Annotated in this window: 16 protein-coding genes; 8 read left to right on the top strand and 8 right to left on the bottom strand. The window is 62.6% G+C overall.

Going from position 1 to position 20,566, the window contains the following annotated elements; genetic code table 11:
* The first annotated feature begins 35 nt into the window (after window positions 1-35).
* Window positions 36-956 (top strand): phytoene/squalene synthase family protein, encoded by a 921-nt coding sequence (locus AC1TQG_RS20995; RefSeq protein WP_482139804.1) that lies wholly within the window; start codon window positions 36-38, stop codon window positions 954-956.
* Window positions 953-2,536 (top strand): phytoene desaturase family protein, encoded by a 1,584-nt coding sequence (crtI, locus tag AC1TQG_RS20990; RefSeq protein ID WP_482139803.1) that lies wholly within the window; start codon window positions 953-955, stop codon window positions 2,534-2,536. The genes AC1TQG_RS20995 and crtI overlap by 4 nt, the downstream gene beginning before the upstream one ends.
* Window positions 2,537-2,579: 43 nt before the next feature.
* On the opposite strand, the gene AC1TQG_RS20985 is transcribed toward crtI, so the two are convergent.
* The 6 genes from AC1TQG_RS20985 to AC1TQG_RS20960 form a co-directional block, all read right to left on the bottom strand.
* Entirely contained in the window at window positions 2,580-4,085 is a 1,506-nt protein-coding gene (locus tag AC1TQG_RS20985) for a phytoene desaturase family protein (RefSeq protein WP_482139801.1), read from the bottom strand.
* Entirely contained in the window at window positions 4,082-5,230 is a 1,149-nt protein-coding gene (locus tag AC1TQG_RS20980) for a glycosyltransferase family 2 protein (RefSeq protein WP_482139799.1), read from the bottom strand. The genes AC1TQG_RS20985 and AC1TQG_RS20980 overlap by 4 nt, the downstream gene beginning before the upstream one ends.
* Before the next feature lie 78 nt (window positions 5,231-5,308).
* The gene (locus tag AC1TQG_RS20975; RefSeq protein WP_482139797.1) at window positions 5,309-6,427 is read right to left on the bottom strand and encodes a polyprenyl synthetase family protein; all 1,119 of its coding nucleotides are present in this window, start codon (window positions 6,425-6,427) and stop codon (window positions 5,309-5,311) included.
* A gap of 146 nt (window positions 6,428-6,573) precedes the next feature.
* Window positions 6,574-8,001, bottom strand: a complete 1,428-nt coding sequence (rox, locus tag AC1TQG_RS20970) for a rifampin monooxygenase (RefSeq protein WP_482139796.1) — start codon at window positions 7,999-8,001, stop codon at window positions 6,574-6,576.
* A 170-nt stretch (window positions 8,002-8,171) separates the two neighbouring features.
* Window positions 8,172-9,317: an LLM class flavin-dependent oxidoreductase gene (locus AC1TQG_RS20965; protein WP_482139794.1), complete on the bottom strand. Its 1,146-nt coding sequence runs from the start codon at window positions 9,315-9,317 to the stop codon at window positions 8,172-8,174.
* A 192-nt stretch (window positions 9,318-9,509) separates the two neighbouring features.
* Window positions 9,510-11,111, bottom strand: coding sequence for an alkaline phosphatase D family protein (locus AC1TQG_RS20960; protein WP_482139792.1), 1,602 nt, complete (start codon window positions 11,109-11,111; stop codon window positions 9,510-9,512).
* Window positions 11,112-11,337: 226 nt separating this feature from the next.
* On the opposite strand from AC1TQG_RS20960, the gene AC1TQG_RS20955 reads away from it, so the two are divergent.
* Genes AC1TQG_RS20955 through AC1TQG_RS20940 form a run of 4 tightly spaced genes read left to right on the top strand, consistent with a single transcriptional unit; the run spans window position 11,338 to window position 13,901 of the window.
* On the top strand, window positions 11,338-12,603 hold the full coding sequence (locus AC1TQG_RS20955; protein WP_482139790.1) for an MFS transporter: 1,266 nt from the start codon (window positions 11,338-11,340) through the stop codon (window positions 12,601-12,603).
* Between the two features lie 8 nt (window positions 12,604-12,611).
* Window positions 12,612-12,989, top strand: coding sequence for an ArsR/SmtB family transcription factor (locus AC1TQG_RS20950; protein ID WP_482139789.1), 378 nt, complete (start codon window positions 12,612-12,614; stop codon window positions 12,987-12,989).
* Window positions 12,990-13,035: 46 nt separating this feature from the next.
* Window positions 13,036-13,485: a helix-turn-helix transcriptional regulator gene (locus AC1TQG_RS20945; RefSeq protein WP_482139787.1), complete on the top strand. Its 450-nt coding sequence runs from the start codon at window positions 13,036-13,038 to the stop codon at window positions 13,483-13,485.
* Window positions 13,486-13,490: 5 nt separating this feature from the next.
* A complete protein-coding gene (locus tag AC1TQG_RS20940) occupies window positions 13,491-13,901 on the top strand; it encodes a VOC family protein (protein ID WP_482139785.1) in 411 nt (136 codons plus the stop codon).
* A gap of 24 nt (window positions 13,902-13,925) precedes the next feature.
* On the opposite strand, the gene AC1TQG_RS20935 is transcribed toward AC1TQG_RS20940, so the two are convergent.
* Window positions 13,926-15,023, bottom strand: coding sequence for an ATP-binding protein (locus AC1TQG_RS20935; protein WP_482139784.1), 1,098 nt, complete (start codon window positions 15,021-15,023; stop codon window positions 13,926-13,928).
* Between the two features lie 156 nt (window positions 15,024-15,179).
* On the opposite strand from AC1TQG_RS20935, the gene AC1TQG_RS20930 reads away from it, so the two are divergent.
* Both AC1TQG_RS20930 and AC1TQG_RS20925 read left to right on the top strand, forming a co-directional pair.
* Window positions 15,180-17,564 (top strand): ATP-binding cassette domain-containing protein, encoded by a 2,385-nt coding sequence (locus tag AC1TQG_RS20930; protein ID WP_482139782.1) that lies wholly within the window; start codon window positions 15,180-15,182, stop codon window positions 17,562-17,564.
* 134 nt (window positions 17,565-17,698) lie between these two features.
* Complete coding sequence (locus AC1TQG_RS20925; RefSeq protein ID WP_482139780.1) at window positions 17,699-18,331, top strand: class I SAM-dependent methyltransferase; 633 nt, start codon at window positions 17,699-17,701, stop codon at window positions 18,329-18,331.
* A gap of 9 nt (window positions 18,332-18,340) precedes the next feature.
* Here AC1TQG_RS20925 and AC1TQG_RS20920 read toward each other — a convergent pair whose 3' ends face one another.
* Window positions 18,341-19,657, bottom strand: a complete 1,317-nt coding sequence (locus AC1TQG_RS20920; protein WP_482139957.1) for a TerD family protein — start codon at window positions 19,655-19,657, stop codon at window positions 18,341-18,343.
* Window positions 19,658-20,566: the final 909 nt, after the last annotated feature.

The raw sequence follows: 20,566 nt of genomic DNA, 5'->3' as shown, positions 1-20,566 counted from the left end.
CGAGAGCAAGCGATCCGAGGGCAAGGACAGGTCTGATGGTGCAAACACGGAGGCGAAACGTAGACGCGTTGCAGCCCTATCTGCGGTATGACGCAGCCGCTGACGCCAGTGCCGCGCTGGTGATTCGCCGGTACTCGTCGTCTTTCGGGCTCGCGACGCGGTTGCTCGGCGGGCAGGTCCGACAGGATGTGTGCAACATCTATGCGCTGGTACGGGTGGCCGACGAGGTCGTGGACGCGCCGCGGCCGGGTCAGGGCAGCGTTGATCGGCTGATCGAACTCGACAAGCTCGAGCAGGAAACGTACGCGACGTTGGAGACCGGGTCGAGCACCAATCTTGTTGTCCACGCGTTCGCGCGCAGTGCCCGGCGGGTCGGCATCGGACAAGAGTTGATCGCCCCCTTCTTCGCGGCGATGCGCTCGGATCTCCAGCACGTGGACCACGATTTCGCGAGCCTCGCGACTTACATCTACGGCTCGGCAGAGGTGGTCGGCTTGATGTGCCTGCGGGCCTTCGTCGCCGGTGAACCGAACCCGGCGCCGCTCTACGACGAGCTCGCTCCCGGTGCCAGGAGACTTGGCGCGGCCTTCCAGAAGATCAATTTCTTGCGAGATTTCGGCGACGACACCGACGGGCTCGGACGGCGTTACCTCGTCGGACTCCAGCCTGACGAACTCGACGAGGAAATCTGGCACAACTGGATCGACGACGTCGAACTGGATCTGTCTGCGGCCGCAGAGGTCATTCCCTGGCTACCGCGCGGCTGCCGTGTGGCGGTGTGCACCGCCCACGATCTGTTCGCTGAATTGACCCGCCGCCTGCGGGCGACGTCACCGGCCGAGGTGCGGCGCCGCAGAGTGCGCGTGCCCACGCCGGAGAAGATGCGCATCGCTGCCTCGGCCGCGCTTCACCGCGGTCGACCTGTCATTTTCGAGAAAGAGAGCAGTCTTTCGTGACCGCCACACCGAAAAAGGTAGTCATCATCGGCGGTGGTGTTGCCGGGTTGGCGACTGCCGCCCTGCTCGCGCGAGACGGACACGACGTCGACCTGGTCGAAAAGAACGATGAACTCGGCGGCCGTGCCGGGTCATGGGCGCACGAGGGTTTCCGCTTCGACACCGGCCCCTCCTGGTGGCTGATGCCGGAGGTGTTCGACCACTTCTTCGAACTGCTGGGCACCTCGACCTCAGAGCAGGTCAAGCTGGTGCGTCTCGACCCCGGGTATCGAGTGTTCTTCGAGGGCTTCGACGAACAGATCGACGTCGAGGGCGACGAATCGAGCAATCTCTCGATGTTCGAAACCATCGAACCGGGCGCAGGCGTAGCACTGAGCCGTTACCTCGACTCCGCCCGCAACGCATACGACATCGCCGTGAAGCGCTTCCTGTACACCAGTTTCGACTCTCCGCGCGCTTTCCTCAGTCGCGAGGTACTGCGAAACCTTCCGACGCTGGCGGTGCTGCTCACCAAGTCTCTCGAGTCGTTTGTCTCGCAACGGTTTTCCGATCGTCGGTTGCAGCAGGTGCTCGGCTATCCCGCGGTGTTTCTCGGATCATCACCCGAGCGCACGCCGGCGATCTATCACCTGATGAGCTGGCTCGATCTGGCCGATGGTGTCCGCTATCCCGATGGCGGCTTCACAACGTTCGTCGATGCGCTGTCCGGGCTCGCCACCGAGCACGGGGTGCGGGTGCACACCGGTACGTCGGCGACCGCGATCCTTACGCGGCCGCGAAAAGGCCGAGCGCGCCCGGGACGTCGCCGACATGAGGTTGTCGGGGTCCGGGTGCAGGATCGCCACGGTGGTGAACGAGAAATCGCAGCAGACATCGTGGTCGGTGCCGCGGATCTGCACCACGTCGAGACCAAACTCCTGCCGACCAACCTGCAGACATTCCCCCAACGATGGTGGGACAAGGCGACATCGGGGCCCGGAGCGGTGCTGGCCTATCTCGGTGTGCGTGGCGATTTGCCTGAGCTGGCACATCATTCGCTGTTTTTCACCGATGACTGGACGACGAACTTCGACGCGATTTTCGAGCAGCCGACCCATATGCCGGATCCTGCGTCCCTGTACGTGTGTCGGCCGTCCGCGACGGACGACTCGGTGGCGCCGACCGACCACGAGAACGTTTTCATCCTGGTGCCGTCGCCCCCGGACCCGGGTCTTGGGCACGGCGGTATCGACGGTAACGGTGATCCCGACATCGAAAAGGTCGTCGACCAGGCGATCGCGACGGTGGCGCAATGGGCGGGGATCCCTGATCTTGCCGAGCGGATCGTGGTGCGCCGCACCGTTGGACCGGCCGACTTCGTCGACGACGTCAACTCGTGGTCGGGCAGTGCGCTCGGACCGGCACATACGTTGCGCCAGAGCGCATTCCTGCGCGCAACCAACCGATCGCGCAAGGTTGAGGGTCTGTATTACGCGGGTTCGAGTACGCGTCCGGGGATCGGCTTGCCGATGTGCCTGATCAGCGCCGAACTCATCCGCAAGCGACTGCGGGGCGACCGGTCGGTCGGGCCGTCCAGCTGAACCTCGCCCGGTGAATCCCCGCCTTCCACGAGGGCATCGGGATTCACCGGCCCGGCGGCCGATCGGCCGGACCGATGAGGTCTGAGACGATTCGCGCCGACATCATGACCAGCGGGAGTCCGCCTCCGGGATGAGCCGAGCCGCCCACCAGATAGAGGCCGGGTACCGGTGAGGTGTTCGGCGGCCGAAGGAATGCCGCGCGTGCCCCGTTCGACGACGACCCGTAGATCGAACCGCCCGGAGTCAGTGTGCGCCGCTCCAGATCGGCGGGTGACACCACGATCCGGTGGCGTACGCGCGATCGCACATCGAGGCCGCGGTCGGCCATCACCTGCATCACGTGATCGGCGTGCGCGTCGACGACTCCCGGTGCATCCCAATCCATTCCGTGCTCGGGATCCTGGCGGGCCGCGTTCACCAGCACAAACCATGCACCCGATCCGGGACCGGGAACGATGGCGGGGTCGTCGGGTGCCGAGATGTACACCGTCGGACGATCCACTGGCCGCGGGGGTCCCTTGAACCCGAAGACCGCATCGAACTCGGCGTCGTAGTCCTCGGCGAACAGCACCGTGTGGTGGGCCACCTCGGGTGGATCGTCGAGCGCGAGCAGGATCGCAAACCCCGACAACGACGGCGTGGCGCTGCGCAGGCGCGCTGCCACCCGGCGGGTGGTGCGCGAGGGGATGAGACGTTCATACACCTGTGTGGCATCGGCGTTCGCGACCACAAGATCCGAGCTCCGGACGGTCTCATCCGCGAGCTGTACTCCGGTGATATGTCCGCTCGAATCCGTGGTGAGGCGGGTGACCTCGGTATTGCATTCGATGGTCCCGCCGAGAGCAATGAACCGATCGCGGATCGCGGTGGCGATCACGCCAAGGCCGCCTGCGATGTACCACGACCCCCACGCCTGCTCCGACCACGGAACCGAGGCGAGGGCAGCGGGCGCGCGCCGGGGATCGGATCCGGTGTAGGTGGCGTACCGGTCGAGCAACTGCACAAGACGTGGGTCCTGCACGTAGCGGCGACCGAGTCCGCGCAGAGAACGCCACGGTGCGATGGTGGCGAGGTCAGACCATGCCCGGAACCCGCCGAGTAGCCGCCGGATCTCCAAGGGAGACTCCAGGAATGGTTCATGCGTGACGTCCCAGATAGCCTCCGACCGCTTGAGCAACGCCGACCACTGCGCCCCACGGCCAGGGCCCAGCATCGCATCCATGGCGGCCGGGATCTCCTCGAGCGAGCCCGGCATGTCCAGCTCTGTGCCATCGGGGAACCGGTATCGAGCGGCCGTCGAAAGTCGTTGCAGCGACAGCGCATCGTGCACTGATGCGCCGGTGGAGGTGAACAATTCTTCGAGCACATGCGGCATCGTCACCAAGGACGGACCGGTGTCGAAACGAAAACCGTCGTGTTCGATGACCCCGAGCTTGCCGCCGATGTCGGCAGCCTGCTCGAGCACGGTGACGTCATGTCCGCCGGCCTGTAACCGCAATGCGGCAGCCAGACCGCCGACTCCGGCACCGACAACGATGACCCGGCTCATCTCTTCACCTCGATCGATCGACCTTTCCACTGTAGGAGCCCCCTCCGGCGCGCGACCGCGGAATCCGCTGTGAGGGCGGCAAACGTGAGGACCGAGGCCGGATGGGCCAACGCGTCCGGCCAAGCTCGTCCACCGGTGGTACGCGCGGCGACCACCCGTGAGGTAACACCGGCGACGTATCCGACTGCGCCAGTGCGTGATCCGGTCAGTGCGCCCAGAAACGGGACCACATACATCAGCACGAGCAACGCCATGACCGCAAGTGAGCCCGGTGCCGAACCGAACGCGTTCCACAACGACTTGCCATATCCCGCGCGCACAGCGCGCCACCCCTCGTACATTCGACAGGTCGCGATCTGGCTGCCGTCCGCCGCGACTCCGCGACCGCCGGCCCGCTTCACCGCCCGCAAGAGTGCGATGTCCTCGAGTATTTCGTCGCGCACGGCGGCGTGTCCGCCTGCGCGTCGGTAGGCGTCGGTGTCGACAACGATCAGCTGCCCATTCGCAGCCGACATGGACGGACGGGGCGATCGTTCGGCGATACCGAGGGGGAGGGTGCTCATCCAAGACCATTGCAGCAGTGGTTGCACCAGTCGCTCGCCGACCCCGACGGCAATCTGCCGGGGATAGGGGCTCAGCAGATCGAGCCCGGTTCGCCGCAACAACGCGACCGAGGACGTGAAAGCGGACGGTTCGAGCACGACGTCCGCATCCACGAACACAAGAACGCCACCGGGGGGTGCCGATTGGGGTTGGGCCAATTCGGAGAGCTGGTGGCAGGCCCATGGTTTGCCCAGCCACCCGGGCGGAAGGGGCGCCCCGTCGACGATCTCGAGCCGGGCATCGCGCCGCGCAAGCGCCGCGAGGACGGTACCGGTGCCGTCGGTGGATCCGTCGTCAAGCACGATGACCCGCGCCTTTCCGGGCCACTGGTCGACTGCGGCCAGGACGCCGGTCACGCAACGCTCGGCCACCGCCACTTCGTCTCTCATGGGGATGAGGACGGTCAAGGGTTCGGCATCCGCAGAGTCGGTGGGTACCGGTCGCCGGATCCGGATCGCGTTGTCGACGGTCAACGCCAGTGATGCCGCTGCCAGCGCGGTGCCGATCGTCACCAATCGCTGCGCAATGTCATTGCGTCGCATCGAAGCTCTTCTGCAGCAAGTTTCTCCGCGGGTGTTGTCGAGTGTGAGGTCCTTCCTTCGACCATATCGACTCGACCATCAGGATTGGCGCCACACACACCGCTCGACCAGACCGGTCAATGCTGTCCGGGTCAGATCATCGACCGGCAGCGACTCCACGATGCGCATCGCGTCGTCGGTCAGCTCGGTGATCTTCTGCTCGATTGCAGAGTCAGCTCCGGTTGCGACGAGCACGGACCGGATCGCTTCGAGATCGTCGTCGTCGACGTTCGGGTTGCCCAGACAATCGTGGAGTAGCTCCCTTTGCGACCAGTTACCTCGCGATTCGGCCACGGCCATCAGTAGCGTGCGCTTGCCCTCGCGGATGTCGTCGATCGCCGGTTTGCCGGTGACCTCGGGATCGCCGAAGACACCCAGCAGATCGTCGCGAAGCTGAAACGCTTTGCCCGCTGTCAGTCCGATCTGGTCGTAGAGATGCAGGAGAAGCTCGTCCGCTCCGGCCAGGGAGCCGCCGAGGCGGAGCGGATGGCTGATTGTGTATTTGGCGCTCTTCAACCGAAGGATGAGGTCGGTGCGAGATCGGGAGATGTCCGCTTCGGTCTGACTGAGCATGTCCAGGTACTGGCCTGCGTAGGCCTCGTCACGCATCTGCGACCACATGGCCCGGACCGCGCGACGCGAATGGACGTCCAGGGAATCGGTGGCCATCACGGCCAGATCGTCGGACCACGACAGGCACATGTCGCCGACGAGGATTGCGACGGCCGAACCGTGATTGTCGCTGTCACCCAGACGATGCTGTCGGGCGTGGTCGTCGGTGAACTGTCGATGCATGGTCGGGAGTCCGCGACGGGTGTCGCTGTTGTCCATCAGGTCATCGTGGATCAGTGCCGCGAGATGGAACAGTTCGATTGCCGCGGCCATCTCCGGAATCCCCGTGACCTGATCGCCGCCGGTCGCACCGTATGCACCCCACATACAGAACTGTGCCCGGATCCGCTTACCCCGGGCCAGCGTGTCCGTGATCGCGGTGGTCAGCGGCGCGACTTCTGCACTCAGACCGCGTAAGAAGTTGGAGTGATCGAACACGTGAGTGCTCAGGGCCTCGTTCGCGAGTGCCGTGATCTCACGGTGCCGGTCGCGGACGAGCTCATCGATGGTCGGCGTGATGGTCGTCTGGTGCTTCATCGACTGCATATCTCGTTCTCCGTGTCCGGGCGTCAGTTCGGCAAAAACTTGGTGCACTGACCGTTCGGAACAGATGGCGGTATCGGATGGGTGCTGATCACGATGACGATGGTGATTGTGACGTTGAAGCCGATCTCTGAAGCCGCCGTCAAAAGCTAGGTGGCGGCAGCGCCAAACCATCGGGGCAGCTGATCGAGGAGTTCTTGCTGGTCGTCGCCGATCCAGGCCACATGACCGTCCGGGCGCAGCAATGCCGCGGGCACGTCCAACTCTTCGCTTGTGTCGACGACGTGGTCGACCCGATCGGCCCAACCCGCTGCCGACAGTCGGCCGGTCTGGTCGAGGAGTAGCCCGCGACCGTCATGCATCAGCCCGTAGAGGCGACCGTTTTTCAGCTCCAGGTCGCGCAAACGCCGGCCGACGAGCTCATGGCCATCGCCGAAGTCGTAGCGGATCCCGATGGCAGTGATGATCTCGGTGACGAACGTGTTCGCATCGTCGAAGTCCATCAGCGATGAGAACAGTTCCCGCAGCGCGGTCGCGCCGGGATCGGTTGCCATCAGCGCCATCTGGGCCCTGGTGTTCTTCAACACGGCCGCGCCCACGGGATGTCGTTCGGATTCGTAGGTGTCCAACAGGTCTTGTGGTGCCCAGCCGTTGATCTCGGCGGACAACTTCCAACCGAGGTTGAAGGAATCTTGGATACCGAGGTTCAGTCCCTGCCCGCCGACCGGCGGGTGGATGTGCGCTGCGTCGCCCGCCAGAAACACCCTGCCGACCCGATACCGGTCGGCCTGCCGGGTGGCGTCACTGAATCGGGATAACCATCGCGGAGAATGCACACCGAAGTCGGTGCCTGCAGTCGCCCGCAGCTGTTGTCTGAGTTCGTCCAGTGTGGTTGGAGTGGTGCGGTTCTCGGCCACCGCCGCCGCGGGTACGACGACCCGGTACAGACCGTCACCCAGCGGTCCGACGCCGAACCGCAGCTGAGTTTTACGGATTTCGGTCATCACAGCGACGAGAGTCTCTGGATCCGCCGTCAGCTCAACCTCACCCAACAGTGTGTCGATGCTGGAGTTTTCGCCGGGAAATGCCACGTCAAGGAGTTTGCGCACCGCGCTTCGGCCGCCGTCGCAGCCGACGACGTAACGCGAGCGCAGTGTTGTCCCGTCGGCCAATTCGACGCTCACTCCGTGGTCGTCCTGGTCCAGTCCGACCAGTTCACGGCCGCGCAGGATCTCGGCCCCGAGTCCGATGGCGCGCTGCGCCAGTAGTCGGTCGGTGACAGGTTGCGGGATTCCGAGAACATAGCCATGCGCGGTGTTCAGATGGTTGGGCGGTGGCTTGGCAATGCCCGCGAAGAATCCGCCGACCGGGTACTTTTTGCCCGCTTCGAGAAACTGTTCCAGCACACCGCGCTGATCCAGCACCTCGATGCTGCGCGCGTGCAGACCGAGCGCGCGGACGATCTTCGTCGGCTCAGTGTCTTTCTCCAGGACCACGGTGTGCACGCCGTGTAATCGCAGTTCGGCCGCCAACATCAAGCCGGTCGGGCCACCGCCGGCAACGATCACATCAATCATCGAATTCCCATCAGCAGAGCCATATTTCACGACTTCACAAGTCCTGAGCACAGTGTGTTCTGGCTACGACGAGAGATTCTGCAGCACCACCGGGGTCTTGCGGCAAGCCCCCGGTTGCGCTATATCTTGGAAGAGGCAGGGATCGGGCAACCGACCTGCTTTTGTGCTTGTCAGAGCTTCTTCAGGGTGCGCACAACCTTCAGGAAAGGCAAGTTCGACTCGGCGGTTTTGCGCAGGCTCGGCTGCAAGAGGCTGATATTGATCACGACGATGTACTGCATTCCGCAGTCGCGCAACTGCGCGACTTGTTCGGCAATCTCACTCGGCGTTCCGGTCAAAAAGATCTCCCGAATGAGTGATGCCGGGACCCGTGCCGCATGGGACAGTGCTGTTTGCTTGTCCAGCGTGAACGGCAGGTGATCCTGTGGGCCGGTGAAATCGGCTCCTAGTGGATGTTGCACACCGTGGCGCGCAAAGACCTCGCTCGGTGCGTACAGAGCGAGTGCCTTCAATGCAGTCGAGTCCAGTGCGCCATCGATGGACGATCGATTTCGGCCGGTGACTACGGGCATCCACAAGGCCGGCGTGATTCCCATCGGGTCACGACCGGCATCAGAAGCGGCGGCGCGAACGACATCGAGGTGCTCCGCATAGTCCTTGGGCCGTGTGAACAAACTGGGGAACCATGCATCGGCGTAGCGTCCAACTGCTCTGAGCATTCGTGGACCGTGTGCTGCGATCCACACGTCAGGCCATCTTCCCCGGTAGGGAGACAGTTCGAACAGCGCATCGTGGAGCGGGAAGAACGGCGAGTCCCTGTTGACGAGTTCGCCCTTGGAGTCCCAGAGTGCCCGAATGGTCGCGAGCGCTTCCTCGAACCGTGCGACAGGTTTCGACCACTCCACGCCATAGGGCTCGTTACCTTCGCGTTCGCCTGTCCCGATGCCGAGTATCGTGCGGCCGCGGGTCAAATGATGCAACGTGGCGGCCGCCTGTGCGGTGACAGCCGGATTGCGACGTCCGGCATCAGTTACTCCAACTCCCAAGTTCAGGCGGCCAATTCGATTCCTCGCGGCGAGGTATCCGAGCGCAGTCCACGGTTCCATGAACGCGTCGGGCTTGGGGACGATTTTTGCCGCGCCGACGTACGCCGGCACCCATAACGACCGGGGGAACAGTCCATTGAGGTGATCGGGGACCCAGAACGAATCAGCACCGCTCGCAGCGGCCCCGACGTAGCTTGCTCGCGTCAGTAATTCGGCCCGCGATCTTGAGGCCACGATCATGTCCATAACGCCAACTCGAAGTCGCGACATCAGACGTCCCCTTGCAGTTTTCAGCTGTCCGGGTTTTGTGGCAATCAGCCAGTTGTATTCGTTGTTGTTTCGCCGATCGGGGCGACGTACTTCAGCTCATGAGTATGCCTCAGTGCGACGCTCTCACATTGCCCGATCGGGCAGACATTGCCGGCGCGATATCCGTGCGGTCGACTGTGCTGTGTACTGGGGTTACGACGCGGTGAGTACCTTGGAGAACAGGCTGGCGCCCTGCTTATCACGCAGATTCACCGTGAATGTCCGGTTCTCTGGGTCGATGGTCACCTCGCCGAAATGCTGAAAGCCCTCCGCAGGAGAGATGTTTGATTCTTTGGGGGCGTGTACGAACTCGTACTGGGCACCGAATGTGCCGTCCAATGGACTTTCGGGAAACGCGCCGGCGTTGAGTGGGCCGGACACGAATTCCCAGAAGGGGGCGAAATCGGAGTATCCGGCGCGACTCGGATCGTAGGAAATTGCCGCGGTGTAGTGCACGTCGGCAGTCAGGTACACGATATTCGGGACGTTCTTGGTCTCCGACAAGATCTTCGCGAACGCGATCTCGCGACCCAACGGTGCACCTGGATCGCCCTGGGCCACCGCCTCCATCGATTTTGGTCCGTTGCCGGGGTCGGTTGCCTTATCGGGCACCACAATGGAGATGGGCAGGTCGTTGGCGACGACCTTCCACCTCGCTTTCGACGTCTTCAGCCCGTCGATGAGCCACTGGGTCTGCTTCGCGCCCAACACACCTTCTGGGCTGTTGGTACTCCAGGCATTGGGATTCGGGTCCTTGTAGCTGCGCATGTCCAGCACAAAGACGTCCAACTCGGGACCGTACGAGATCTTTCGGTACAACCGCCCGTCGACTGCCTCGCTTGGCAGCACCGGCTGCCACTCCTGCCAGGCCTGTGCGGCGAAACCGGCCAGCTTGTCCACATCGTTTTCGGTGTATCCCTTGCGGTCTTGTCCGGCCAATGATTCGCCGGGGAACCAGTTGTTCACCACTTCGTGATCGTCCCACTGCACCACCTGTGGCACGTGCGCGGCGAAACGGCGGTAGTTGCTGTCGGTCATGTTGTAGGCGTAGTTACCGCGGAAGTCGTCGAGTGTCTGTGCCACATGCGATTTCGCCTCCGATGTGACGTTGACATAGGTTCCGCCATCACTCTGCTGCTGAGTGCCGGGCACCGGCCCGTCTGCGTAGATCGCATCACCGGAGTGGATGAAGAAGTCCGGTTCCAGATCGGCCATCGCGCCGAAAATCGTCATACCGCCGAGGCTTTCGTTGATGCCCCAGCCCTGTCCGACAACGTCGCCAGACCAGAGGAAATGAACTGGTGCCGACTTCTGGGGGACGGTGCGGAATACGCCGGTCGCGGCCTCGGATTTCGCGCCGTCCTCGCCCTCCAAAGTGACGCGGTAGTGCACGGTTTGCCCTGGCTCGAGGCCGGTCAACCGAATCCGGCCGGTGCCGTCGGAGGTCGGGGACAGCACAGGTCCGGTGAATCGTTGTGTGTTGGCGAAGGACTCGGTCGCCGACGTCTCGACGATCATCGTCGATTGAGCGTCTGACCGTGCCCAGATCAGTGCGCCGTCAGTGCGTGGATCGCCAGAGGCGATGCCGTGGGTCAGGCGTGGACGCGCGACCACCAATCCGGTCGACAGCGGCGCCGCCGACGAACCTGAGTTTCCGCAGGCGGCAAGTGCGCCTCCGGCGGGAACAAGAAGGGCGCCGATGGCGGACGCGCGGAGCAGGGTTCGGCGGTTCATCACCGGAGTTTTCTGACGCATCGCTAAAGGTTGTCTTGGGTAGGAAGCGCATGACCGAACTCCAGGCACCCGGGCAGCGAACGGGAGATTTCGGACAGATGAAGCTTGCCGGCTCAGCCGAGACTGCCCTGATCAGCCGAGACTGCTTTGCGCGTGTCAGACCCACTGTCGTCGACCCCCGATAGGTTGTATAGTTGCGCAAGTATGCACGTATTAGACACGACGAGCCCAGGTGGGATGGGGGATCGTGCTTGAAGTTCTGGCTGTGCGAACGTTCCGCAGGCTGTTCGCTGCGCAGCTTGTCGCGTTGGTGGGCACGGGGTTACTGACGGTCGCACTTGGTTTGCTCGCGTTCGACATTGCAGGTAGCGATGCGGGCGCGGTGTTGGGTACGGCGTTGGCGATCAAGATGGTTGCGTATGTTGTTGTGGCGCCGGTGATGTCGGCGGTGGTCGAGAAGGTTCCCCGCAAAGTCGTGTTGGTTTCTGCGGATGGCGTGCGCGCGATGATCGCGGTGCTGCTGCCGTTTGTGGATCAGGCCTGGCAGATCTATGGACTCATCTTTGTGTTGCAGGCGGCGTCGGCGACGTTCACCCCGGCATTTCAGTCGATCATTCCGTCGGTGCTTCCCAAGGAGGACGACTACACGCGGGCGTTGTCATTGTCGCGGTTGGCGTACGACCTGGAATCGTTGGCGAGTCCGGTGATCGCGGCGGGATTGTTGACGTTGATCACCTACAACTCACTGTTTGTCGGTACCGCACTCGGGTTCGTGCTGTCCGCAATATTGGTGGCCACCGCCGTTCTGCCGTGTGTGCAGCCGGCGGATCGGTCGGGACCGTTGACGCGCAGGGTTACCCTCGGATCTCGAATCATGATGGCAGATCCGGTCTTACGCTCCCTGCTTGCGCTCAACATGGTGGTTGCCTGCGCGTCGGCGATTGTTCTCGTGAACACCGTTGTCTACGTGCGCGGAATGCTCGGCGGCTCCAGCGCGGGCGTGGCCTTGGCGTTGGCCTGCTTCGGGATCGGTTCGATGGCAGCGGCCATCGGTGTGCCACTTCTGCTGCACGTGCTCGGGGTGCGCCGCGTGATGATCTGTGGCGCAGCCATTTTGCCGGTTGGCCTGGCTGTGACCGTGGTGATGCTGTACTCATCACCGCCACCCGCGGTGGGATGGACGGTGCTCGGCACGGTGTGGGTGGTGTTGGGTGTCGGAACCTCGCTGGTCAACACGCCGGCGGCGCGATTGATTCGGGATGGGTCCACGCAGCAGAACTGGGCTCAGGTATTCGCAGCCCAGTTCTCGTTGTCCCACGCGTGCTTTTTGCTGACCTACCTGATCGCGGGCTGGGTTGGATCGCAGGTGAGTCAGTCGGCGGCCGCGATCGTGTTGGCCCTGATGGCTACACTTGCCACCACTGGCGCGGCGCTGATCTGGCCGGCACGTCCGGTACATCCGGCGCACAGACCGGTAGGGGACAAACAGGATGCCCGGAGTGGCGCGACGTGAAAAGGGCGATGACTGCGATGGCAAAGAAGTCACCAGCAGTGCAGGATGCGCCGTCAAGCCTGGCGCATCCGGTCGCACCTGATCAGGCCCATCTGGACGCCGCGTCGAGCACCTTTCGCATGCTTTCCGATCCAACTCGTCTACATATCTTGTGGCTGCTGACCCACGGCGAGGCTGACGTCTCCGCTCTCATCGAGTCTTCTGCAGCATCGCGGACAGCTGTCAGCCAGCATCTGGCGAAGCTGCGATTGACCGGTTTGGTCGACACCCGTAAGGACGGCAGGCGGGTCATCTACCGGATCCGCGATGGTCATCTGGCCCGTTTGGTCGCTGAGGGCATGAACCATGCCGATCACGTCGTCACCGGTGAACCGCCGCATGAGTAGGGCTTTGCCCTCGACCCAGAAGTGAGCGCGTGGCACGATTGGACCCGTGACCAGCGCCCCCACGCATACGCAGAAGCTGACAGATCTTGCACTGTTGCGCCGTGTGCGCGACCGCATCGACCGCGAACATGCGCAGCCATTGAACGTGGAAGAACTCGCGCGGGGTGTGAACATCTCCGCCGGCCACCTGAGTCGTGAGTTCAAGCGTGCTTACGGTGAGTCGCCTTACTCCTATCTGATGACTCGGCGCATCGAGCGTTCGATGGCGTTGCTCCGTCGCGGTGATATGAGTGTCACCGAAGTGTGCTTCGAGGTCGGCTGTTCATCGCTCGGCACATTCAGCACCCGCTTCACGGAGTTGGTCGGAGTGCCGCCGAGTGTTTATCGCCGTGAGTCGGCCGACGGGTCCGCCGGGATTCCGTCATGTGTGGAGAAGCAGGTGACCAGACCGGTCAGGAATCGAGAAGCGCGCACCGCCGACCCACAGCTAGCGTGAAACCCATGGACATCACAATTCATTCAAGTTTCCTTCCGCACAACGATGCTGAGGCCGCGCTGGGCTTCTACCGCGACACGCTCGGCTTCGAAGTACGCAACGACGTGGGCTACAACGGGCTGCGCTGGCTCACGGTTGGCCCGGTCGGCCAGCCCGACGTGAACATCGTTCTGTCCCCGCCGGGTGCCGACCCCGGAACCACCGACGAAGAACGCCGGACCATCGAAGAGATGATGGCCAAGGGCACGTACGCAAGTCTGTTGCTGGCGACCAAGGATCTCGATGCCACCTTCGAAAAGGTGCAGGCAGGCGGCACCGAGATCGTTCAAGAGCCGACCGAACAGCCATACGGAGTCCGCGACTGCGCTTTGCGTGATCCGTCGGGCAACATGGTGCGGATCCAAGAACTGCGCTGAACTCCTGCGGCCGGGTCGCCGATGTCAGCCGACGGCGGCCGGCATCGGGACCTGGACGTCGGCCCCGCCTTCCTCGGTGATGCGTGCACCCATTTGTGTGAAGGTCGGGGAGGTGATGAAACCACCCGCGAACAGTGCTTGACCTTGGCGGAACTCCGGGGATTCGGCGAGCATGTGTTCGGGCACGAACCCGAACACGTCGGCCAATTCTGCGAGATCACGCGGCGCGTTCATCCGCATCAGGCACAGGTTGTCGCACTGGGACAGCACGTTCGGGTGGATCTTCGTCGGACGCTGTGTCGACAGGAGCAGCCACAGTCCGAACTTGCGTCCTTCGGCGGCGATCTGGACCAACTGATCGATCAGAGCCTTTTCGACAGCGGATGTCGCGACCGGCGGACAGATATTGTGCGCTTCGTCGATGACGATCAGGATCGGACGGCGTTCTTCCCGTTGTGCCCACAGTTGTTCGAGCACACTGAGTGCGGCCACTTTGGGTTCAGCTGCGTGCGAGAATCCGCCGAGGTCGAGAACGGTGGCGCGGGGCCGCGAGGCGACGACGTCGGTGACCGGAACGGCACCGCGAGACCAGAGGTCCCAGTCGAGCACCTGCAGGTTCTCGATGCGGGTGGCGAGTCGCTGCTTGCCGGGATCGTCGGAGTCACGTAATGAGGCCAGGAAGGTCTGCTCGTTGAAACCTGCGACGGCATCCGAATCGGCATGAAGGAGCACGTTGTACTCGTCGGCGTCTGCAATCGGATCGATCTGGAGCACAGCCGCTTTGGCCGCCAGTGACAGGGCCAGGAACCGTGTTCGAAGCTGTTCGCCATTGCGGTTGGTGGAGTGCAGAACCCGGATATCGGATTCTGAGATCTTGCGGGCGACATCGGGGTCGGCGCCGTCGCGGATGTCCTGCAGGCGAGTGAAATCCGCATTCGGGTCGAGGATGAGCAGCGGCAACTCGGTGTGGAGGATCAGTTGTTCGAGAATCACTCCGAGGGCGTAGGTCTTACCTGAGCCGCTTTGTCCGCACCAGAACGTGTGCCGGTTGAACTTTGCGGCCGAGATCGTCACCTCGACATCGGGGTCATTCTTATCGGTTCCGACCTTCATGGTCACCATCGTTGCGCCTTTCTCCAGACTGTGCGGATCACAATATCCCGCAGGGGCTTCATGGAGATTTTCATAGGCCATGCCTGTTCGACTGAGTAAACGTCGGGCAACATGGTCGTAGTCCGGAAACGACGTTTGTCAGCAGATATGGAGACTTGACCAAACATGGCCACCAAGAAGCAGACCCAGTCGTCAGAAATGCATGTGGCCGACAGTCACGACATGATTCGGGTGCAGGGTGCCCGCGTCAACAATCTGAAAGACATCAGTGTCGAGATTCCGAAGCGCCGGCTGACGGTGTTCACCGGGGTGTCCGGCTCGGGTAAGAGCTCGCTCGTGTTCGGCACCATCGCCGCGGAGTCGCAGCGGATGATCAACGAGACCTACAGCGCGTTTGTGCAGGGGTTCATGCCCACCCTCGCGCGGCCCGAGGTCGACGTCCTCGACGGTCTCACCACCGCGATCATCGTCGATCAACAACGGATGGGTGCTGATCCGCGGTCGACGGTCGGTACGGCCACCGATGCCAACGCGATGCTGCGCATCCTCTTCAGCCGAATCGGCAAGCCGCATATCGGCTCACCCCAGGCGTTCTCGTTCAACGTCGCGTCGATCTCCGGAGCGGGCGCGGTCACCATCGAAAAGGGTGGTCGAGAGACCAAAGAGCGTCGGAGCTTTTCGATCACCGGTGGTATGTGCCCGCGATGCGAGGGCCGCGGATCGGTCTCCGACATCGACTTGACCGCGCTGTACGACGAAACCAAGTCGCTCAACGAAAGTGCCATCACCATCCCGGGTTACAGCATGGATGGCTGGTATGGCCGCATCTATCGCGGTTGCGGCTATTTCGATCCCGACAAGCCGATCAGCAAGTTCACCAAGAAGCAGTTGAACGATCTGCTCTACCGCGAGCCGACCAAGATCAAGGTCGACGGGATCAACCTCACCTATGCGGGACTCGTCCCGCAGATCCAGAAGTCGTTCCTGTCCAAGGACGTTGACGCGATGCAACCGCACATCCGCGCGTTTGTGGAGCGTGCGGTCACGTTCACCACCTGTCCCGACTGCGACGGCACCCGGCTCAACGAAGGAGCCCGATCGTCGAAGATCAACAAGGTCAACATCGCTGACGCCTGTGCGATGCAAATCAGCGACCTTGCCGACTGGGTGCGCGGACTCAAAGAACCGTCCGTCGCGCCGCTGCTCACAACATTGCAACGGACTCTCGACTCGTTTGTCGAGATCGGCCTCGGCTATCTCTCGCTGGACCGCTCGTCGGGCACGTTGTCGGGCGGTGAAGCCCAGCGCACCAAAATGATCCGACACCTCGGATCGTCGCTGACCGACACCACCTACGTCTTCGACGAACCATCCATCGGGTTGCATCCCCATGACATCGAGCGGATGAACACGCTACTGCTGCGTCTGCGGGACAAAGGAAATACGGTGCTGGTCGTCGAGCACAAGCCGGAGACCATCGCGATCGGTGACCATGTGATCGACCTCGGTCCGCGGGCAGGCAGCGACGGTGGCCAGGTGATGTACGAGGGCACGGTCGAGGGGCTGCGGGCCAGCGACACGATCACCGGCCATCACCTCGACGACCGGGCTTCGCTCAAGACCGAGGTGCGCACCGGCTCCGGTGTTTTGGAAGTCCGCGGCGCGTCCACCCACAACCTGCGCGATGTGGATGTCGACATCCCGCTCGGTGTGTTGGTTGTCGTCACCGGTGTGGCGGGCTCGGGCAAGAGTTCACTGATCCACGGTTCAGTGGCAGGCAACGAAGGCGTGGTCACCGTCGACCAGTCCGAGATCCGCGGCTCACGCCGCAGCAACCCGGCGACGTACACCGGCCTCCTCGAACCCATCCGTAAGGCGTTCGCCAAGGCCAACAACGTGAAACCGGCACTGTTCAGCGCCAACTCCGAAGGCGCCTGCCCGACCTGCAAGGGCGCCGGCGTGATCTACTCAGACCTCGCGATTATGGCCGGTGTGGCCACTCCCTGCGAAGAGTGTGAAGGCAAGCGTTTCCAGGCCGCGGTACTCGATTATCTCCTCGGGGGACGTGACATCAGCCAGGTATTGGAGATGTCGGTGGCTGAAGCCGAGACGTTCTTCGGTGATGGCGAGGCGAAAATACCGGCCGCGCACAAGATTCTGGAGCGACTGGTTGACGTTGGTCTGGGATACATCAAACTCGGCCAACCGCTTCCGACGTTGTCCGGTGGTGAACGGCAACGGCTCAAGCTGGCGACTCAGATGGCAGGCAAGGGCGGGGTCTATGTGCTCGACGAGCCGACCACCGGTCTGCACCTCGCCGACGTCGAGAACTTGCTCGGGCTGCTCGACCGGTTGGTCGACTCCGGCAAGTCCGTCATCGTCATCGAGCACCATCAAGCTGTGATGGCGCATGCCGACTGGATCATCGACCTCGGTCCCGGTGCGGGGCACGATGGCGGACAAATCGTCTTCGAAGGTTCACCGGCAGACCTCATTGCCGATCGGTCGACGCTGACCGGTGAACACCTCGCTGCATACGTCGGGAGTTGAGCGACTTGCGCCGCGGACCCTCGGTAGCAGCTGACCGGGCTCACATGGCACTAGGGTTGTAGGGGAGTGGCAACGTCGTCCTACTTGGGCCGACGTTGTTGGAGCACCGGTCTGATCCCAGGGAGTTACGAAAAGTGAGCGACGACGTGCCACGTGATCGTGTGCCGACCAAGTGGGAAGAGATCACTGCGGCTGATCCCACACATTCGACTCGGTACGCCGAGCGGTTTCGGTCGATGGCTGCCAAAGGCCAAGACATCGTGGGTGAAGCGCGGTTGATCGATGCGATGCTGGTCCGCGGTGGGCGGATCCTCGATGCAGGTTGTGGACCGGGCCGTCTCGGTGGGCACCTGTATGCGACCGGGCATCAGGTGGTCGGGGTCGATGTCGATCCGGTGCTCATCGCTGAGGCCGAAGCGGATTATCCGGGCCCGACGTGGATTGTCGGTGATCTGGCCGAACTCGATCTGCCGGGCCAGGGGATAGCCGCAGACTTCGACGTCATCCTGTGCGCGGGCAACGTGGTCACGTTTGTCGCGCCGTCAACCCGACGCGATGTACTCAGCGGATTCGCGCGGCATCTGGCTCCAAATGGCCGGGTGGTCATCGGATTCGGTGCCGGCCGGGACTACGAGTTCTCCGACTTCTTCGCCGACGCCGAGGCGAGTGGTCTGGTGGTCGACCTGTTGATGTCCACGTGGGACCTACGTCCGTTCTCCGACAACTCCGACTTTCTGGTGGCGGTGTTCTCGAAGCCGCAGCAGTGACGAGTGCGTCTACGTGGGGCACTTCCCGCTGTATTTGTTGAGGCCAAGGCCCTTGTTGGCTTTCTTGCTGCGGCCTTTCGGTCCGTCGGCGGGTGAACGCACCCAGTTGCTCTTCGAGTCCAGGCCGGGCATCTTCTCGCTACCGACCCGGCTGTAGCGGGTTTCCCCGTCGACGGTCAAAACGCCGTCCTGGACATCGATGTGGGCAACAGTCGCCCAGAACGAGTTCTTGCTGTTGCCGACGTAGACCAGGATCTCGTCGGCATCAGCGTCAGGCAGACCACCTTTGCCGGCGCGGCCGTAGCGGATCGCCACCCGTGGTCGACCGAACTTGTCGATGGCGCCACCGCCGTTGTCAACGCTCTGATAGATGTTGACGAGCAGGTCGCCATTCTCATTCGGGATGACCCGAACCTGTTCTGTGGCAGGCTTATTGCCTTTACCCGGACCTTTGCTGTCTCCGTAGTGGTGCATGAACGGCCACTTCTTCAGGTTTCCCTGATGGCCTTTGTCGCCGCTGATGACGACGTAGTCGTTGGTGACTTCGTTCCGGCAGAAGAAATACACATCAAGGTCGCCGGTGCCGTATTTCGTGACATTGCCGTTGTCGTCGTAGGTCGCGCCGCGGCCATCCCATTCCAGCCCGACGGTCAACACCCAGTTGGTGTCGCCCTGGGACTTTCGGAGATCGATCTTCGCGATCTGGCTTGGAGAGTCCTTGGTGAGAGCGACCTTCACCTTGTCGAATGAAATCGTTGACGATGCCGCCGGCTGCTGCGATTCTGTCGCCGCGACAGATTCCACGGGCGGAACCACGTCAGACGGGGTCAGATCGGGCGCTGCGGGTTCCTCGACATCGATGCCGTGCTCGATCGCGAGTGCAGCAAGACCTTGGCTGTATCCCTGGCCGATGGCGTCGATCCGCCAGCCGGCACCGCGACGGTACAGCGCAACAGCCTGAAGGACGGTCTCGGTTGTCAGGTTCGCAGGAGCGAAGCGAAACTGTTCGGAGCTACCCGCAATCTCGATCGAAAGTCCCGGTACCGCACCGAAATCGATGTTCTGCGCCTCGGTGCTGGCAGTGAGAAGAATGCGCTGGATGTCATCCGGAATCGAGCTGAGGTCGACCGTGATGCTGTCGTCCGACGTCAAAGCAACGCCAGATGCCTTCGGATTGTTGAAGAAGATGAAGTCAGCATCTGAACGCACTTTGTCGTTCCCGGCCAGCAATACCGCGGCGAGGTCGACCAAACCGGATTGCCTGGCCGTGGATATGCGGACGACGTAACGATCGTCGACCAGATCCGTTCGCGAGCCCTTGGTCATCTCCAGCACAGATCAGTCCTGTTCCGTAGTACCTGGTCGACGGTGCGTCGGCCTTGCCCATGTTAACGACGTGTCCATGCCACCGCTGTCGGCGTCGGTGAAGAGCTGTTGATCGATGCAGTGTTCCGCGGTGGCCGGATCCTATGCAGGTTGTGGACCAGGCGTCTCGGTGGTCATCAGGTGGTCTGGGTCGATGTCGACCCGGTGCTCATGATTGACGCCGAACTATCCGGGGCCGACCTGGATTGTTGGTATTCTGGCTGAACTCGATCTTCCGAGCCAGGGACTACTTGCGAATGCGACGTGATCCTGTGCGCGGGTACCGTGGTCGCGTTTGTTGCGCCGTCGACTCGGCGGGATGTGCTGCGCGGATTCGCGCGACACCTTGCTCCAAATGGCCGGGTGGACATCGGATTCGGTGCCGGCCGCGACTACGATATTTCCGACTACTTCGCCGACGCCGCGCCGAGCGGCCTGATGGTCGATGACATCCACTGCCCACATCGAAGCTGCGTCCGCAAACCGAGAAATTCGACCTTCTCGTCACGGGCTCCGAAGCCTGACAGCCTGTTTATCGTACTCAGATCGATGCGGCGGCAAGAGCGTGCGCTAGTCCCTACTCCTTCGATCATTACGATCGTGTACGCCATAGCGGCGACCGTTAGCCTCACCTGGGTCAGCGGGCTACCTGTTGCGCTGGAACTGTTTTCGCCGGCGCATTCGTTCGACGGGCGCACGTGGCTCGCGGATACGAGACGTCGGTCATCTCAGGTACATTGGGAAGGATCCTTCGAATGGGGCAGGAGTCGGTTTTGCTCGGGCTAGCGCCCCGCATTCACACCATCCGGCTGGATGCGTTTGTACTTCTGGCTAGGTCCAAGCGGGCGACCTGCGAGAAGGATCCTCGGG

Source organism: Williamsia sp. Y844, from assembly GCF_056786475.1.
The sequence above is the reverse complement of the archived record's forward strand: the minus strand, read 5'-3'. Positions and strand labels throughout refer to the sequence as shown.

Coding starts and splice junctions, on each gene's coding strand:
- AC1TQG_RS20980 (WP_482139799.1), bottom strand. CDS start 5,230: ATGCGACGCAATGACATTGCGCAGCGATTGGTGACGATCGGCACCGCG.
- AC1TQG_RS20940 (WP_482139785.1), top strand. CDS start 13,491: ATGGACATCACAATTCATTCAAGTTTCCTTCCGCACAACGATGCTGAG.
- AC1TQG_RS20920 (WP_482139957.1), bottom strand. CDS start 19,657: ATGACCAAGGGCTCGCGAACGGATCTGGTCGACGATCGTTACGTCGTC.
- AC1TQG_RS20950 (WP_482139789.1), top strand. CDS start 12,612: ATGACTGCGATGGCAAAGAAGTCACCAGCAGTGCAGGATGCGCCGTCA.
- AC1TQG_RS20965 (WP_482139794.1), bottom strand. CDS start 9,317: ATGTCGCGACTTCGAGTTGGCGTTATGGACATGATCGTGGCCTCAAGA.
- AC1TQG_RS20975 (WP_482139797.1), bottom strand. CDS start 6,427: ATGCAGTCGATGAAGCACCAGACGACCATCACGCCGACCATCGATGAG.
- AC1TQG_RS20930 (WP_482139782.1), top strand. CDS start 15,180: ATGGCCACCAAGAAGCAGACCCAGTCGTCAGAAATGCATGTGGCCGAC.
- AC1TQG_RS20935 (WP_482139784.1), bottom strand. CDS start 15,023: ATGGTGACCATGAAGGTCGGAACCGATAAGAATGACCCCGATGTCGAG.
- AC1TQG_RS20995 (WP_482139804.1), top strand. CDS start 36: ATGGTGCAAACACGGAGGCGAAACGTAGACGCGTTGCAGCCCTATCTG.
- AC1TQG_RS20985 (WP_482139801.1), bottom strand. CDS start 4,085: ATGAGCCGGGTCATCGTTGTCGGTGCCGGAGTCGGCGGTCTGGCTGCC.
- AC1TQG_RS20960 (WP_482139792.1), bottom strand. CDS start 11,111: ATGCGTCAGAAAACTCCGGTGATGAACCGCCGAACCCTGCTCCGCGCG.
- rox (WP_482139796.1), bottom strand. CDS start 8,001: ATGATTGATGTGATCGTTGCCGGCGGTGGCCCGACCGGCTTGATGTTG.